Source organism: Algibacter sp. R77976, from assembly GCF_044594645.1.
Classification (GTDB): Bacteria; Bacteroidota; Bacteroidia; order Flavobacteriales; family Flavobacteriaceae; genus Algibacter_B.
In genome coordinates this window covers 3471660-3489221 of record NZ_CP138989.1, presented here as the reverse complement: position 1 = coordinate 3489221, position 17562 = coordinate 3471660, and the positions used below count along the sequence as shown (strand labels likewise).

Here is a 17562-nt window from a genome sequence, read left to right as displayed (position 1 = left end):
AATATTAACTATTTATATAATTCTGTAATTCTGTGATTTTTTCTGAAGTATTAAACTTGCCGCCATAAAAAGCGGTGATTGTAGAAGAGGTGTCGTCTTTTATGCCTCGTGATGAAACACATAAATGCTTAGCATCTATAATAACGGCAACATCTTCGGTTTCTAAAATCGATTTTAATTCGTTTGCAATTTGGTTAGTCAACCGTTCTTGCACTTGCGGTCGTTTGGCAAAATATTCAACTATTCTATTTAGTTTAGATAAACCAATAACTTTTCCAGAGGATATATATGCCACATGTGCTTTTCCAATAATTGGTACAAAATGATGCTCACAATTAGAGTAAAATGTAATATTCTTCTCTACTAACATTTGGTTGTACTTATATTTGTTATCAAACAGAGCAACTTTTGGTTTATTCTCAGGATTTAAACCTGAAAATATTTCATCTATGTACATTTTTGCTACTCTTTTTGGGGTGCCTTTTAAAGAGTCATCATTTAAGTCTAGACCCATAACATCCATAATTTCTTCAAATAAAATGGAAATACGTGCTTTCTTTTCTGAATCGCTTAGCTTGAAAGCATCTTTTTTCATAGGTGTTTCTAAACCGGTAGAAAGATGGTCGTCACCAATATCTTGTACAGAAAAGCCATTCAATTTGTGTCCGTTTGTCTTTTTTTCTAATGTGTTTGTTTTCATATCCTCTTTTTTATGTGCTGTATTAATAGTGAAACATTAATCAAAGCACGTTAACGTTTTGAAATTTTATTATGAGTTATTTGCTTTTGTCTGCTACATTTAAAGCGCCCTTTTTCAAATACTCTTATTTTTTCATGTTTTGTTTTTCGTCCTTGCACTCGTTTTCTCCACAGTTTAAAACTGCTTAACTTCAATTCTTTCCTCATTAGAGCAATGACTTCTTGTTCTTTCAAGCCAAATTGAAATTTTATAGCATCAAAAGTGGTTCTATCTTCCCAAGCCATTTCAATAATTCGATCTATTTCTACTACGGATAAACTCATATAGCTTGGAAATTATATTGTTGGTCGTATTTTATTTTTTCATCTAACATTTTATTAAAAAACCGCTTGTTTTCTTTAAACATTTTATTGTTTCTAAAATGAATAAATCGTCCTTGGGCGTGAATACTTGCTCCATTAGTTTTATAAATAACTAACTGATAATATGGAATGGCCCAAGTGAAATTTTTAAGACCTTTATTTATTAATATTAATATGCCGTTTTTTCTGAGTTCTATATTGGCGTAATTAGCATCGGAGACAATATTCATGTAAGTTTGTAAATTAGGACTTACATTATCTATAATCATACGTTTTGAGCCAATACCTTTCATTTTTATCGATTCTAACAAGGTAAAAGACCGCCCTACCAAATCTTCTAAAATTTGCTTTTCGTCTTTATTGTGATAAGTTGAATCGAGTATCATAATTACTGCTTTATACCTCAAATATACAAAATGTTTAACTTATAATAAAATAAGTTAAACAAAATTATATATTGAACTATTGATAAAACCTATGGTTGGGTTTATTCTGCTAATGAATAATCGTTTAGAAGCTTGAAGATCTGTGGTTTAGTGTGTGTTTTTTTAATATTCTTTTGCTTTCTTCAATTACTTTTTTGTTTTTTCGAAGACCCCATAATGTGTCACCAGCTTTTTTACGTGATTTATCTATGTCTACAATTGGATATGGATAATCTATACCAAGCTTAAAGTTGTAGAATTGCTGTTCCATTTCTGTCATTAAAAAGGGTTGGTGTGCGAAAGGCGTATCTAGTGCATCTAATTCGGGAACCCATTTTTTAATAAATGTTGCTTCTGGATCGTGCTCAAGGCTATTTTTTATGGGGTTATAAATTCTGAGCATATTTATACCAGTTTCTCCTGCTTGCATTTGTAATTGAGGAAAGTGAATCCCGGGTTCAAAATCTAAAAACATTTGAGATAAATGAATTGTTGCTTCTTGCCATGGCTGCCAAAGATTATGTGTAAAAAATGAAACCACTAGGGCACGCATTCTAAAATTTAAATACCCTGTTTCGTTTAAACAACGCATGCAAGCATCTACAAGGGGGTAACCAGTTTGTCCAGTTTTCCATGCTTCTTGATATGCTTGGGAGATACTCTTTTTTAGTTTATGAAAGCCTTTGTTGATACTGGCTTCTTCCATGGTGTGTTCCATTTCAAACTTTTGTATAAAATGGGCTTGCCAACGTAAGCGCGACATAAATGCTTCAAGGGCTTTTTTATGTTTTGATGTGGTTTTTAAATGATAAGCTTCATGATATACTTCTCTAATTGATAGGTTTCCCCAGGCTATATAAGGTGATATTCGGCTACAACTACTTCTAGCTAATTCTGGTTTTGAAATGTTAAACATATAGTTTGGATATCTGTCTTTAAAAAAAGATTTTAAGTATTTAAGCCCAATAGAGCGTCCTCCTTTTTGAAAAGGCGAATTATTATCTGTTTGTAAGTTTGGTAATTTAAAATAAGTTTCTAATGTTTCTATTTCACTTATTGATAATAATTGGTTCTCTTCCGGATTAAAAAGTAGTGGCTCTATTTCATAAAAAGCATTACATAATGTATTCCAGTTTTTTCTGTCTTTTAGGCCGCGTCTAACACCATTGTTTATATTCTCATGCCACGATATTAAGTTGTTTTTACAAAACCGTTTGAAATTCGTATCTCTTTCAAAAGTTACTAAAATACCAGTTTCTTGATGCGAATAAATATCGGATATTTTATAGTTACTCAAGAGTTGATTAAATACTGCTATTATATTAGATTGTACTACTAAAACTTTAGAATTAAAAGGCGCTAAAGCTGTGTTTAGATCTTTTAAAGACTCTTTTACAAAATCCCAATGGCGTTTGCTATAATGAGAATCGTTTAATAAAAAAGGTTCAAAACTATAAAGTATTAAAACGCGTTTTCCAGTTTTTAAAGCATTAAAAATGGCTTCATTATCGTATAAACGTAAATCGCGTTTTAACCAAACTACATGTATTTGAGGTTTAGTATTCATCTTGATGCGCTATTATATGTTGTGCTTTTTCTTTTATTTTTTGTAATTCAGAGGGGTTCATTTTATCTAATAAACTATACATCATGCCCATTCTAAAATTGGTTCCTAATTGAGCTCGTTTTTCATCTAAGAAATTCCAATACAAACTATTAAACGGACACGCATCTGCTTCTAGCTTTTTGCTTTTATTGTAGTGGCAATCTGTACAATAATTACTCATTTTATTAATGTATGAACCTGATGATACATAGGGTTTTGTTGCTATTTTGCCTCCATCGGCAAACTGGCTCATGCCTCTTGTGTTTGTTAGTTGTACCCATTCTATGGCATCAACATAAATACCTAAATACCAATTATCAACTTCGTCTGGGTGGGTTTGTGTTAAAAGCGCATAATTACCAGTAATCATTAATCGCTGGATATGGTGCGAATATCCATTGTCTAAAGCGTTTGTAATAGCGTGTTTTAAACAATTCATTTTAGTATTACCAGTCCAGAAAAAATTAGCAAGTTTATTGTGGTTGTCTAACTTGTTTTCTTGTTTGTACTCTGGCATAAAGGCCCAATACATACCTCGCATATACTCGCGCCATCCAATAACCTGCCTAATAAAACCTTCTACTTGAGAAATATGAATGGCGTCACCAAATTTTCTGTAATAATTAATTACTGTAGACACCACGTCTTTAGCAGAAATTAGCTTTAAATTCATGGCGAATGATAATCGCGAATGGAATAAATAATCCTCATCTGTATGCATGGCATCTTGGTAGTCTCCAAAATGAATTAAAAGCGTTTCACAAAAATATTTTAGTTGTTCTAAAGCTTGCACTCTGGTAATAGGATAGGGGAATGTTTTAGTTTTAAAGTGTCCAATGGTATTAATATCGGTTTCCTCTAAGTCTTCAATTATTTCAGAAACATCATTTTTGAATAATTTGTATTTAGGAATGTCAACATCGCCTTTCCATTTGTTTCTGTTGCTTTTGTCGTAATTCCATTTGCCGCCCTCAGGTTGGTTCGCAACCATTAGAATATCATATTTTTTACGCATATCTCGATAAAAATTTTCCATCAGAAACTGTTTTTTGCCTTCAAAGAAATTTTTTAAATCGCTGCGTTTCGTTAGAAAATGTTCTGCGGAATAGACTTCAGACTTAATATTTAATTCGTTACAGAAATCGTTAAGTTGCTTGTCAAGCCTGTATTCATCAGGAAAAATGTATTCAAACTTTTCAATGTTATTTTCTTGAATTAAAAATGAAAGATTCTCGGTTAAAATTTGCTTATTGTTTTCATCATTTATTTTAAGATAAATAACGTTGTGATTATTTGTTTTTAAATCTTCTGAAAACTGACGCATTGCAGCAAAAAAGCCAATAACTTTTTGAATGTGATGTTTAACATAATCTGTTTCTTGACGCATTTCAAAAAGACAGTAGGTAACATCGTCATGCGTTTCTTTAAACCATGAGTGTTTTATATGGAGTTGATCGCCTAATATGAGTCTTAGTGTTTTCATTTAAAATAAGGTTTCTTGTAGCCATAAATTTTGAAATTTCCCATTAGCATCGTAACGTTCGGCTTGTAATTGTACATTAAATTTCCGGTCTCTAGGATCGTTACCAATACCAGAAACATACATCCAATTGCCATAATTGCTATGCACATCGTAATCTATAAGCATCGATTCAAAATATGCGGCACCAATTCTCCAATCTAGTTTGAGTTCTTTCGAAAAGTATGATGCCACATTCTGCCTACCTCTATTGCTCATCCATCCTGTTTTTTTTAATTCTATCATATTGGCATTTACAAAAGCTGATGCCGTTTTACCGTTTATCCATTGTTCAACTTCAATTTCGTTGTTATGCCAATCGTAATTTTTTTTAAGAATTCCATCTATTTTAAAAATTGCATTTTTATGTTTTAGCGCTATGTATTTAAAATAATCGCGCCAAATCAATTCAAAAATGAGCCAATATGTAGATTGGTTTTTAAAATGTACTTTCTCGAATTCTTTAACATGCCAATAAATAGTTTTTGCAGAAATACTTCCGTTTGCTAACCATGTCGAAAATTTAGAACTATAGTCTATACCCACTAGTCCATTTCTTGTCTTTTTATAAAAACCTAATCTTTTAGTTTCAAAAAAATAATGGTTTAATCTCTTTAAAGCTTCATCTTCACCGCCTTTAAAGGGAAATGCAGCATTTGGATGTATTTCAAAGTCTTCAAAACCTAAGTCTTGTAATGTTGGAATGTTGGTTTTATTATGACTATTTGGAAACGATTCTGATTTACAAATTGAATTTGAAGCCCTTACTTTACTATGTTTTTCAAGATGTTTTCTAAAATTAGTAAACACTTTGGGAATGTCTGAAAGTGACATACCAATATCATTGGGGTGATATAAAAACTGATTGTAAATCGTGTTAAAAATAATGTTATCGGGCAGCGTTTTTTTTAGATTTTCTAGAACGGTTTCTTCTTCTAGAGTCCATTCTTTTTGAAGGTATATATTTTCAATTTTGTATTCTGAAATTAACTGAGGCAAACACTCTTCAGGCCATTCTGTGAAAACATACAGTTCTATATTCAGCTTTTTAAGATTGACTTTTAAGTTTTGAACTGTTTCAATTAGAAATTTAGCTCTGTATTTTTCTGTTTTTTTAAATCCGAATTCATCATTCTCAAACTGTCTGGGATCAAAGCAATACGCGGCAATAATATGTTTGCTTTCTGTAATGGCTTGATTTAAAACATTATTGTCTTTTACGCGTAAATCGTTTCTAAACCAAACTAAACTTGTATTGTTTTGTTTCTTCTGCATCGTTCACTACAATATTTAACAGTATCCCAGTTTTTCTCCCATTTTTTCCGCCAATTGAAAGTTAAATGGCAAACGGGACATGTTTTTTGTGGTAAATGTTGTTTTCTATGATTCGACATTAACCAACTTGTTAATCATACCTTTAAAAATAAAACCATGGAATGGCAAGACGCTATACCAATATAATCTGCCCCAAAGTCCGCGTGGTCTAAATGTCGCTGTTTGTTTAAGAAGGTTATCTTCAATTTTAAATTCTAACCAAGCCTCTCCAGGTAAGCGCATTTCTGCATAGAGGAGTAGTTTTTGCTGTTTTTTATCGGCAAAAATAACGCGCCAAAAATCTAAAGCATCTCCAGCATCTAACTCAGTAAGACTTGTTCGGCCACGTCTTAAACCAATACCTCCAAAAAGTTTATCAATATAACCGCGAATACGCCATAAAAATGTACCGTAATACCAGCCGGTTTTACCTCCAATAGCCCAAATTTTATCGATTGTTTTTTTTGTATTTGTAACTGGACGTTCTTTATAATCATGAAAACATCCATATTTAGGAACATTTACATATTTGTGAAGTTGATTACGGAGCCTACCACTACTTATCATAGAATCTTTCCAACTAGAAATGATGCTGTTTTGCTCTATTTTTTCGAAAGCTAATTCAACGGCTTCTTTGTAGGTTAGTGGTTTTACACCTAATAACGTGTTAATGTTACTAGATTTTCCAATTATTTGAACACCCATACTATCGACTAAAGATGTAGCAAGTTTGTAAGATGTTGATGTTACAAAATACAACCAGTAAGATGATAATTTTGGAGTCATTACTGGCACCGTTAAGATATATCTGTTTAGATCTCTTACTTCTGCAAATTGCAAAAGCATTTGTTTATAAGTAAGCACTTCTGGACCAAAAACATCATAAGTATTATTATATACTGCTTCGTTACCCGCTGCCCTTGTTAAAAATGCAATAACATCTCGAACGGCTAGCGGCTGAGTTTTCGTGTTGAGCCATTTTGGTGCAATCATAAAAGGTAGTTTTTCAACTAAATCTCTTATAATTTCAAAAGATGAGCTTCCAGAACCTACAATAATTCCCGCTTTAAAGATCGTGAGCGCATATTTTGCAGATTCCAGTATGTCTTCAACATTTTTTCTAGATTGTAAATGTTTGGAGAGCTTATCTTCATTAGTTATACCGCTTAAATAAATAACCTGTTTAACCTTTGTAAACTCTAAGGCTGCTTTAAAATTTATTGCACAACGCTCTTCTAATGATTTAAAATCTCGAGAGGTATTAGACATGGAATGGATAAGGTAATAGGCCACATCTATATCTTTTGGAATGTTATGTAAAGTTTCCGGTTTTAAAAAATCCACTTCAATAACATCAATACGTTCTTCTTCTAAATAACTTTTTTCTGCCCGTAGTTTATCTCTAACAGCACAAACTACTTGATGCCCTTCATGAATTAAGAAGGGTACAATCCGTTTACCAATATATCCGGTAGCACCGGTTACAAGTATTTTCATGCCTTAAATTATTTAATATAAAACGAATTATTACGAATTCGAAGATTAGTTATGAACTAGCTTTTAGTTCCTTTGGACGTTGATAGCCATATCGTGCTTTAGTTTCTGGAATAGCATATCCATCTAAACCATTAATAGCAGCTACTTTAGCTTTGCTTAAGTTAATAAAACCATCGTCTTCAACCAACGTATCGTTAACATATAAACCAATTATTTTTCCTATTACTAAAATAGTGTTATTAGCTTTTATTTCATATTCTTCAACAAATTGCATAGCTAATTGAACGGGTGCATTACTTACAAAAGGCGCACTAAAATTGCCTTTGTATTCTGATTTAAGGTTTGTAACCTCAAATTCCGAAACAGAAGCGTCGTATTTTGCTGAAGTATGATGCGCTTCTTCTGTAATGTTTTGATGTATATGATTGATTGTATAAAAGCCTGTAGCCTTTAAGTTTTCGTAAGTATTTCTAATTACCGTTGTTGGCCTTAAAAAGAAACCTAACATTGCAGGGCTTGAACCTATGTGTGTTACCGAACTAAAAACCGCTACATTTTCAATGCCGTCACTAGATTTTGTTCCAATTAAGTTGGCAGATTTATACCCAGAGCAACTATTAATTAAGTTGATTTTGTATAAATGATTAAGGTTTTGTATGTCAGATTCACTAAAATAAGTCATTATAATTTTAAGTAATTATTAATTTTTATATCCTGTGCTTTTAAGTCAAACATTAAGTTATATAGTCCAAAAAATGTTCTGTTGATGTAGATAAAATGTTTAGAACCGCGATTCCCATTCATTTTTTTTAAATCTGTACTTTTGGAATAACGTTCCCCTAATTCTGCTATTTTCCCAAAGAATCCAGCATCCGAGAAATCAAAACGTTCTTGATGAAAAGGTTGTGTAAATAGGCTTAACATTTCATGAAACATGTCTGTAAAAAAGGCTATTTCTTCTTTACTATCATCTTTCCTAAGAATTTCTAGTTCGTAAAGTTTTGAAACAAAGTAGTCTTTATTGTTTATGTTTTCTGCTTTTGCTAATTCGAAATAAGGTGTATAAAATTCCATCGGAATGGTTTTCATACACCCGAAATCTAAGGCTATTAAATAGCCGTCACCATTAACCAAAAAGTTTCCTGGGTGTGGATCTGCATGTACTTTCTTTAAATTATGAATTTGAAACATGTAGAAATCCCATAGAGCTTGCCCTAATTTATTTGATTTTTCTTGATCTGAGTTGTGAGCAGTAAATTCAGAAAGGTGTTCACCTTTCATGAAATCCATGGTTATAATGCGTTCAGATGATAATTCCTCGTAATAATTTGGAAACAAAAGATTGGAAATGTGAGAGCAAGCTGAAGCAATTTCCTTGCTTTGCTTCATTTCCAATACGTAATTCGTTTCCTCAGTTAATTTATTTTCAACTTCTTTAAAATACTTATCGGAGTCTTTCCCTTTAATGTTAAACATGCTCATAGCAATAGGTTTTACCATAGCTAAATCTGAAGCAATACTTTCCGCAACTCCTGGATATTGGATTTTCACAGCAAGTTTTTTCCCATTCTTAGTCGCAATGTGCACCTGACCGATGCTTGCAGCATTCACAGAAGTTGCGTTGAAAGTATCAAATAGTTCATTTGGGTGTTTCCCAAAATATTTTTTAAAAGTTTTTATTACTAGTGGTGGCGATAATGGTGGTACAGAAAACTGCGCTAGAGAGAATTTCTCGACATAAGCTTGTGGCAAAATGCTTTTCTCCATGCTTAGCATTTGTGCTACTTTAAGCGCACTACCTTTAAGCTGTTTTAGCCCGTCATATATATCTGAAGCGTTGTTTTTGTTTAAACGGGCTTTGGCTTCATCCTCAGTACTAACAATTTTATCGCCGTAATATTTTAAATAATTTACACCAACCTTAGCACCCGTAGAAACTAATTTTGTTGCACGTTGTATTTTTGATGTTGGTATTTTGTCTATAGTTTGCATAAGCTCTTAATTCATTTGAAATTTTTCTTTGAATAAAAATTTACCTAAGTCTAAAACACTTTTTAATGGCGCAATATCTAAAACGTCAAATGTGGTGTTTACAGATTTTTCAATAAAAATATCTGTCTTTTCAAAAGATGACGAGGTATCGTCCAACCAAAATTTCATTGTTAACAATAGTTGTAACCATGCAGATTCTTTAAGAGCGCGATTTTGTATTTTTTCAAGCTGTTCTTGCTTGATATCTAACATTTGTATTTCTAGCTCACTAATATATTTGGTAAAATGTATTTTTAAACCAGAAAGTATTTTTAAACCTTTAAGGTCGGTTTTATACTTGTCTAAAACATGCTTAACATAACTTCTATTTGCCGTTAAGTTTTCAAAAAACGTGTAGTAGAAGCTTAATAGTTTATTTCTAGCATCAAAAATTTGATAGTCTCCACTCTTGTTTAAAGCTGCTAACGAGTTTGTGAAAAACGCCTCAAAAATGCCTTTTTCTACAGCTTCAAAAGAAGCAAAATGTTCGTAGAATTTTGCTTCTTCAAAATTATTGATTTTAGCAAAAGCAAAAACGGTTTTTGGGTTTTTGTCATGTTCTAAAACATAATACATGTAGAATGTTATGATGTCATTTTTTGAAACTGATTTTTTCTTTGCCATGAGTTCTATAATTTACTCAAAGATACAAAATGTTTAACTAATATTAAAATAAGTTAAACAAAATAATTTATTATTGAATAAAGTTTATTTATGATTCTTAAAATATTAATAAGCTAATAAGTACTTAACCTGCTTTAGATCTGACTGCCCTCAGGCTGTGATTGTTAGCAAAGCCCACAGCCCGACAAAGGAAGAGCGAGGACTTGTAACCCTTCAACTTCCCTCAGGATAAACTCCAAGCCCTCCCAATTAGATAACGCACAAATTAAATTAAGGGCGCTATGTGCAACTTATATTTAAGTTTTTGTTAACAGTTAGTCATGTATTAATGGTTAATTTTAGAGGAAATTAATCCAAATTAAAAATAACCACGAAAATGAAAAAATTACTATTATTATTTATGTCGTGTGCCACCTTTTACGGTGTTAATGCACAAATTTCAACGCCACAACCTAGTCCATTCTCTAAGGTTGAACAAAAAGTAGGTGTTACAGATGTTACTATAGAATATTCTAGGCCAGGCGTTAAAAATCGTACTGTTTTTGGAGATTTAGTGCCTTTTGGGAAAATATGGAGAACAGGGGCCAATGCTAGAACAAAAATTACCTTTAGTACAGATGCCGTTGTAGACGGACAAACTTTAAAATCTGGGTCGTATTCAATTTTTACGATACCTAATGCAGATTCTTGGGATGTAATTTTCTACAACGACGGAAAAAATTCGGGAACTCCAACAGATTTAGAAGGGAAGTATGTTGCCGCTAAAACAAATGTTAAGGCTCATGAAATTCCGTTTAGTGTAGAATCTTTCACTATAGATATTAATAATTTAAGCAGCACAGGCGCTAGACTCGAGTTTATTTGGGAAAAAACATGGGTAGGACTTGACTTTACGGTTCCAACAGATACTCACGTTACATCAAGTATAGACAAGGCCATGAATGGTCCTAGCTTAGAAGATTACTATGCTTCGGCGACCTATTATTTAGAAAACGATAAGGATATAAATAAAGCAAAAGTTTGGATTGACAAAGCTATCGAAATGACAAAAGATAAACCGCGCTTTTGGTACTTAAGAAAACAAGCGCTAATACATGCTAAAGCAGGCGATAAAAAAAGTGCTATTACAGCTGCAAAAGCCTCGTTAGAGTTGGCTAAAAAAGCTGGAAACGATGGTTATGTTAAAATGAATACCGCGTCTTTAAAAGAATGGGGTGCTATGTAAGCCTTACAAGATATCAATATTAAAACGCAATCTTTTTAGGTTGCGTTTTTTTTTATTTTTTATAATAATTATTTGGGCGCTACCGCAAGGGTCGGGCTTTCGGCAGTCGCTTTTTTGTGTTGCATAAGTGCAACAACACAAAAAGAGCTTCAACAAATGCCTCAATCCCTAGCGCGGGTATATTTAGTTAGGTCGTTTTAAAATTTAATATTTCAGGTTTATTTTACTTCTAACTTTATCTAAAGTTTCAATAAGTTGTTCACTAAAAGCAAAAGTCATCACATCACTTTCTGTTTTATGGTCTTGTAGTAATTTGGTGAAATGGATGGCTTCGTAATTGTAACCAATAGTTTTGTAATTAAAATCTATCGTTTCTTTTTCACCTTCATTAGGTATTAAAGTAACTGTAGCGGGCGCATGAAACATAGTATTTATTTTTATAATACCTTTTTCACAATAAAAAACAGCTTCTGTAGGCGTGTCTTCAAGAAGAGTACTTTTAAGTATGGCGTTGGTGTTACCATAATCAAAATTCATGGTACACGACGAATCTGCTCCATTTTCAAAATATGTGGCTTTGGCTTCAATGTTTTTAGGAATTCCTAAAGTTGATAATGCTGCAAAAATAGGGTAGATGCCAATATCTAATAAACTCCCACCGCCTAAAGATTTATTAAATAATCTTGCCGAATCGTCAAACGCGCGGTGAAAACCAAAATCGGCTTCTAGTTTAACAATATCGCCAAATTCTTTGTTTTCTAAAGCCTTTAAAACATATTGGTAGTGTGGTAAAAAATAGGTCCAAAGAGCTTCCATTAGCAGCACGTTTTCCTCTTTCGCTTTTGCAATCATTTCATCTACTTCCGCTGCATTCATAGCAAAAGGTTTTTCGCATAGTACAGCAATATTATGTTCTAAACATAGCAAGGTGTTTTCTTTGTGTAATGCGTGAGGTGTAGCAATGTAAACCGCATCAATATTTGGGTCTTTAGCTAAAGCTTCATAGCTATCATACCCTTTTGTAGCGTTATATTTTGATGCAAAAGCATCTGCTTTGTCTTGATTTCTAGAGGCTACAGCATATAGTTTTGCGCCTTCAACAGTTAATAAATCTGTAGCAAATTTATGTGCAATAGATCCTAAGCCTATAATGCCCCAATTAATAGTTTTAGACATGTCTTGTTTTGTTATTAGGAGTTATAAATTGAATTAAACATGCAATCATAATTACAATGGTGCAACCCACAAAGTTTAACCATAAAAACGGTAGGTTTATGTATTCAAATTCGTTTAGTAAAAATAAAGCAATAATTAAAACTTGTGTGATTAAAGCCGCTATAAAAACAGCATTTCCCTTTACAAACTTAAAGAAAAAGGCCAACAGGAAAATACCCAGAACATTCCCATAAAATATAGAGCCAATAATGTTTACTAACTGAATTAAGTTTTCAGCAAGATTAGCAACACAGGCTACACCAATAGCTATAATACCCCAAAGGAAGGTAAACCATCTAGAAGCTTTTACTTTTTGTTCTTCGGTTTTTTCTCCCGTATTTCTAATGTATAAATCTATGGTGGTTGTAGAGCCTAACGCATTCAATTCACTTGCGGTACTAGACATGGCTGCACTTAAAATGACGGCCAATAAAAGACCAATTAAACCACGTGGTAAATTGTTTAAAATAAAGTGAATAAACACATAGTCTTTATCATTACTTTCTACTTTTATTTCTTGACTATCTGAGGCTTTATCAATTAAATCTCTGGCTTCTTGCCTCAATTCTTCATTGGCTAAATTAGCCGCCGCTATATAATTAGCGGCTTCAGGGTTTTCAGAATTGGTATAGGCAGCAATAATTTTTTGTTTGTCATTAAAAATTTGATGTTGTTCTTCTTGAAGTGCTTTGTATTGCTCGGCATATTCAGAATTTAAAACCACCTCGGTAGCCGTAGGGTTAAAGTTTACAGGAGCTTCATTAAATTGATAAAATACAAATACCATAACACCAACCAATAGAATAAAAAACTGCATAGGCACTTTTAAAATACCGTTAAATATTAAACCCAGTTGCATTTCTTTAACCGATTTACCCGATAGGTAACGTTGTACTTGACTTTGGTCTGTTCCAAAATAGGAAAGCATTAAAAACGTACCGCCAATAATACCACTCCAAAAGGTGTATCGGTTATTTAAATCGAAAGAGAAATCAAGGACTTCCATTTTACCACTTGCTCCAGCAATATCTAAAGCTTTGCTAAACGTAATATCTTGAGGCAGTTTGTCTACTATTAAAAAAAATGCCACTAGCATGCCAATAAAAATAACCACCATTTGGTGTTTTTGGGTCACGTTTACGGCGCGTGTTCCTCCAGAAACCGTATAAATAATCACTAAAAAACCAATAATGATATTAAGCGTTAGTAAGTCCCAACCCAATACCACCGATAAAATAATGGCAGGTGCAAAAATGGTTATTCCTGCTGCTAAGCCACGCTGAATTAAAAATAGAATAGCCGCTAAAGTTCTCGTTTTTAAATCGAATCGCTTCTCCAGAAACTCGTAAGCCGTGTACACTTTTAAGCGATGATACAACGGAATAAAAACCATACAAATCACCACCATGGCAATAGGTAACCCAAAGTAAAATTGTACAAAACCCATCCCATCGTTAAAGGCTTGCCCTGGTGTAGATAAAAAGGTAATAGCGCTGGCTTGTGTTGCCATAACCGATAAACCAATAGTCCACCATTTTGAGGTATTTCCGCCTCTTAAATAATCTTTTACGTTTTTACTGCCACGTGTTTGTAATGTGCCATAGGTAACTATAGCTATTAAGGTTGCACATAATACGGTCCAGTCAATCCAGCTTAATGTTTGCATAATTAAAAGGATTTTGTAATGATGTAAAATGCGATAATATAAACGGCATTAGCTATTAAAACAATACTATATAATTTTAGCCACTTTGGTTTTGGTTGTTGCTCTTCCATAATTAATCGTTTAATTTTTGGTTCTGCTCTATATCGCCTTTTCCAATAGATAGCATGTTAGCAAATAATCTATACGCACCAGAAACACCAGCAGGAAACTCTCTAAAAAAGCTTAAACCTGTATAGATGTAATGGCCTTTACCATGTTTGGCAATCAATAAACTACCATCTTTAGCTGTTTCTCCTTTGTCATTCATAGATAGAATAGGCGTGAACTCTTTACTCCAACGATCAGGGAAGTATAAACCGCGTTCTTGTGTCCAGCCTTCAAAATCGTTTTTAGTTATTTTATTTGGGAAGTTTAAAACGTCATGGTCTGGTTTTAAAAAACGGACTTCTGCAGTTTCATCGGTCACTCTATCTCGAGATAGTTGTAAATCGTAAGGCGCAATGTTATCAACTTTTACACGATGGCTCGTGTTGTATTGCACAATCATATTTCCGCCATTGGCGACAAAATCGAATAATTGTTGTTGCTTGAAGTTTAAATCTTCAATGGTGTTGTATGCTCTAATTCCAACTACTACAGCATCAAATCGGCTTAAAGTTTCAGCTGTAATTTCATCTGGAGAAATAATACGAACGTTGTATCCAATTTGTTCTAAACTCTCAGGAACCACATCGCCAGCACCTTGAATATAAGCAATATTTTCACCTCGTTTCTTAATATCTAAACGTACAATTTTGCTCTCGCTTCGTAACAACACCGTTTGAAACGGAATATGCTCATAATCTATTTCAATAAGTTCTTTGCTATAACTTTTATCTCCAATATGAACAATAGGACCAATAAAGCCTTCACTTTGTTCTTTAGGAGGAATTACTGTAAACGTTAGCGTTTGTTCTTCGCCTTTATGGGCAATAGATACTTTTTGTTTTTTAGGAAAAATGCTCCAACCGTTGGGATGACACACTTCAACATCGCCTTCAAGATTGTCTCTACCAGCTTTTACAATCACAGTAATATCACGTTGTTGGTCGTTATCTAAAATGATAACTTTTTCTGTGATTTTAGCTGATGCTTCGGGGATAATTTCAAACGGACGATATAACTCGCCTTTGTCTGGTTTTGAGAACCGCTGAATAACCGGTTTAGTAAACGTGATTGGGGTGTTATTTATTAATACATTAAAATCTATATTATAGGTTCTTGGTGTTTCTGGTTTCCCTATAAGCGACATATTATCCACTTTATACATGCCTAAAGATCCTTTTTCGTTTAGCCAATATGGTGTTGTTGGTTGCGCATTATTTGGCACTTTTATAACCTCTTTAAAATCATACTTTGTATTGTTCTTAAGTGCAATACCTTTTGCAATATGTAAGCCACTCGCATTTTTTAAACTTTCCAAAGTTATAGGTAAATCACTTCTGTTTAGCACTTCTATATTCAGTTTAGTAATGTCTTTTTGTGTTGCCCAATTGGTTTCTGCTGAAGCTTCTAAATACAGGCCTGCACACATTTGTATAATGGTTTTTAGGGCTTCAGATTTTTGCGTTTTCCAATGTTCGTCTTCTATACGTTGTAATAATTGATAGGCTTCAATTAATTGTGAAACATGCGAAGCTGGGTTTTTAAAGTTGAAGTTTTCCTCAACAGCATTTAGAATGTCACCAATTGCTTTTCCGCCTTTAACACGATTCCATGACGTATCAATGCCTTCAAAAATATTATTAGACCCGTTTAAAGGATCACCTTTTAAAAACTCAATATATTCATCTTGCGAGCCTCTTTGCGATAAACGTCCAAAACCTTGACACAAATGTTGGCTTCGCGCCATGTCTGCTAGTTCGTTGTTACTTAAGCCTTTTGTAGGGTAGTAGGTGCCTATATCGAAGCGAACCATGTTGCTTTTATCCACTTTGTCAAAGGCTTCTTGACCGCCATAACGCCACGAGCTTGTATTGTAAAACAAACGTTTTGGTTGCCACAGGCTAGTTTGTTTTAGTTGAGTAGGATACGCTGTTTTATCGTTTGCTAAATCGAAAGCCTCAAGACTTAAAATTGCCGAACCTGTATGATGACCATGTGTTTTCCCGGCTCTTTTTTCATCAAATCGGTTAATAATAACATCGGGTTTAAATTGACGGATTGCTAAAACCACATCACTTAATACTTGGTCTTTGTCCCAAATCTGTAAAGTTTCGTCTGGGTGTTTGGAGTACCCAAAATCGTTTGCTCTTGTAAATAATTGTTCGCCACCATCAACACGTCTTGCAGCTAAAAGTTCTTGAGTTCTTATAACGCCTAAAAGTTCTCTTATTTCTGGGCCAATTAAATTTTGTCCACCATCGCCACGCGTTAATGATAAATATGCTGTTCTTGCTTTAACCTGGTTAGATAAGTATGCGATTAATCGCGTGTTTTCATCATCTGGATGCGCCGCTACGTACAATACAGAACCTAAAAAGTTAAGTTTTTGAATAGATTCGTAAATCTCTGATGATGATGGTGTTTTTGGTTTTTGTGCTTGTGTTATCGATAAGCCGAAAACACATATCAATATGGTAAGTAGTTGTTTTTGCATGGTTTTTTATTAGCTAAAACCAAATATAAAAAAGAAACCAGCGCTTTGGCTGGTTTTAGTTTTTATTTAACGGTTTGTAATGCGATGTTAAAATAATGGGTATGCCTTATGTTGTCGAAATGACAAAATTTTTAAATCTGTTTAAGATTCATCTGCTCTGTTTTTGGCTCTATTTTTTCAGGTTCTGCTGGAATAAGTGGTCTTTGGTGTTGATTAAAAAACAATTGCTGAATAGAATCCATTCGCCGCATCATGTGTTGTATGTGTTGGTTTTGATTCATAAATCCTTTTTGAAAGAAATCTTCGGAATTAAAATCGCCTGTGATAGAATCTTTACCAAAAAAATCATCATAAAATGAATCGTTGAAAAATGAATGGTTATTAAAATGCTTTTGAAATTGCATTTTTATATTATCATTTAATTTTCCGTTTGATGAATAACTATAGGAGTAAATAGAATCGTAACGTTTTAAGTTTCCATATTCGTCGTATTCTTTGTTTACTGTAATGTTTTCATCTGGTTTTAGTGTTTCTGAGTCACTTTTTTGTTGTTTGTCTTGTCCTGAACAATTAAAAAATAAGAGACAAAACAAAGGAAATAACTTTAGTGTTTTCATCGGTGTTTATTTTTGAATTATACAATGTTTTACACTTGTTATTTTTCAAAAAATATGCCGAATGGTTTGTTTGAAATTTTTAGTGGGTTAAAATGTCAAAATGACATATGTGTTTTAAAAATA

Annotated in this window: 16 protein-coding genes; 1 reads left to right on the top strand and 15 read right to left on the bottom strand. The window is 33.2% G+C overall.

Features of this window, described 5'->3' with window-relative positions; all coding sequences use genetic code 11:
* Positions 1 to 4: 4 nt before the first annotated feature.
* The 11 genes from folE to SJY43_RS14855 all read right to left on the bottom strand — a co-directional run bounded on the left by folE (position 5) and on the right by SJY43_RS14855 (position 10078).
* Positions 5 to 700, bottom strand: coding sequence for a GTP cyclohydrolase I FolE (gene folE, locus SJY43_RS14905; RefSeq protein WP_396601538.1), 696 nt, complete (start codon positions 698 to 700; stop codon positions 5 to 7).
* Between the two features lie 50 nt (positions 701 to 750).
* On the bottom strand, positions 751 to 1023 hold the full coding sequence (locus SJY43_RS14900; RefSeq protein ID WP_396601537.1) for a TIGR03643 family protein: 273 nt from the start codon (positions 1021 to 1023) through the stop codon (positions 751 to 753).
* Entirely contained in the window at positions 1020 to 1448 is a 429-nt protein-coding gene (locus SJY43_RS14895; protein WP_396601536.1) for a hypothetical protein, read from the bottom strand. Before SJY43_RS14895 ends, SJY43_RS14900 begins: the two co-directional genes overlap by 4 nt.
* A gap of 124 nt (positions 1449 to 1572) precedes the next feature.
* Entirely contained in the window at positions 1573 to 3054 is a 1482-nt protein-coding gene (locus tag SJY43_RS14890; RefSeq protein ID WP_396601535.1) for a deoxyribodipyrimidine photo-lyase/cryptochrome family protein, read from the bottom strand.
* Positions 3044 to 4576, bottom strand: coding sequence for a cryptochrome/photolyase family protein (locus SJY43_RS14885; protein WP_396601534.1), 1533 nt, complete (start codon positions 4574 to 4576; stop codon positions 3044 to 3046). Before SJY43_RS14885 ends, SJY43_RS14890 begins: the two co-directional genes overlap by 11 nt.
* Positions 4577 to 5887 (bottom strand): DASH family cryptochrome, encoded by a 1311-nt coding sequence (locus tag SJY43_RS14880; RefSeq protein ID WP_396601533.1) that lies wholly within the window; start codon positions 5885 to 5887, stop codon positions 4577 to 4579. It abuts the gene before it with no gap.
* Complete coding sequence (locus tag SJY43_RS14875) at positions 5857 to 6006, bottom strand: DUF2256 domain-containing protein (protein WP_396601532.1); 150 nt, start codon at positions 6004 to 6006, stop codon at positions 5857 to 5859. Before SJY43_RS14875 ends, SJY43_RS14880 begins: the two co-directional genes overlap by 31 nt.
* Positions 5993 to 7423, bottom strand: a complete 1431-nt coding sequence (locus tag SJY43_RS14870) for an SDR family oxidoreductase (RefSeq protein ID WP_396601531.1) — start codon at positions 7421 to 7423, stop codon at positions 5993 to 5995. Before SJY43_RS14870 ends, SJY43_RS14875 begins: the two co-directional genes overlap by 14 nt.
* A gap of 49 nt (positions 7424 to 7472) precedes the next feature.
* Entirely contained in the window at positions 7473 to 8105 is a 633-nt protein-coding gene (locus tag SJY43_RS14865; protein ID WP_396601530.1) for a flavin reductase family protein, read from the bottom strand.
* A complete protein-coding gene (locus tag SJY43_RS14860) occupies positions 8105 to 9415 on the bottom strand; it encodes an ABC1 kinase family protein (protein WP_396601529.1) in 1311 nt (436 codons plus the stop codon). Before SJY43_RS14860 ends, SJY43_RS14865 begins: the two co-directional genes overlap by 1 nt.
* A 6-nt stretch (positions 9416 to 9421) precedes the next feature.
* Complete coding sequence (locus SJY43_RS14855; protein WP_396601528.1) at positions 9422 to 10078, bottom strand: TetR family transcriptional regulator C-terminal domain-containing protein; 657 nt, start codon at positions 10076 to 10078, stop codon at positions 9422 to 9424.
* 376 nt (positions 10079 to 10454) lie between these two features.
* On the opposite strand from SJY43_RS14855, the gene SJY43_RS14850 reads away from it, so the two are divergent.
* Positions 10455 to 11303 carry a DUF2911 domain-containing protein gene (locus SJY43_RS14850; RefSeq protein ID WP_396601527.1) on the top strand — a complete coding sequence of 283 codons (849 nt, stop codon included), beginning with the start codon at positions 10455 to 10457 and terminating at the stop codon, positions 11301 to 11303.
* Between the two features lie 204 nt (positions 11304 to 11507).
* On the opposite strand, the gene SJY43_RS14845 is transcribed toward SJY43_RS14850, so the two are convergent.
* From SJY43_RS14845 to SJY43_RS14830, 4 genes are all read right to left on the bottom strand, one after another.
* A complete protein-coding gene (locus SJY43_RS14845) occupies positions 11508 to 12479 on the bottom strand; it encodes a Gfo/Idh/MocA family protein (protein ID WP_396601526.1) in 972 nt (323 codons plus the stop codon).
* Positions 12472 to 14184 carry a sodium:solute symporter gene (locus tag SJY43_RS14840; RefSeq protein WP_396601525.1) on the bottom strand — a complete coding sequence of 571 codons (1713 nt, stop codon included), beginning with the start codon at positions 14182 to 14184 and terminating at the stop codon, positions 12472 to 12474. The genes SJY43_RS14845 and SJY43_RS14840 overlap by 8 nt, the downstream gene beginning before the upstream one ends.
* A gap of 112 nt (positions 14185 to 14296) precedes the next feature.
* Complete coding sequence (locus SJY43_RS14835; RefSeq protein WP_396601524.1) at positions 14297 to 16822, bottom strand: PIG-L family deacetylase; 2526 nt, start codon at positions 16820 to 16822, stop codon at positions 14297 to 14299.
* Between the two features lie 131 nt (positions 16823 to 16953).
* On the bottom strand, positions 16954 to 17439 hold the full coding sequence (locus SJY43_RS14830) for a hypothetical protein (protein WP_396601523.1): 486 nt from the start codon (positions 17437 to 17439) through the stop codon (positions 16954 to 16956).
* Between the last annotated feature and the right edge of the window lie 123 nt (positions 17440 to 17562).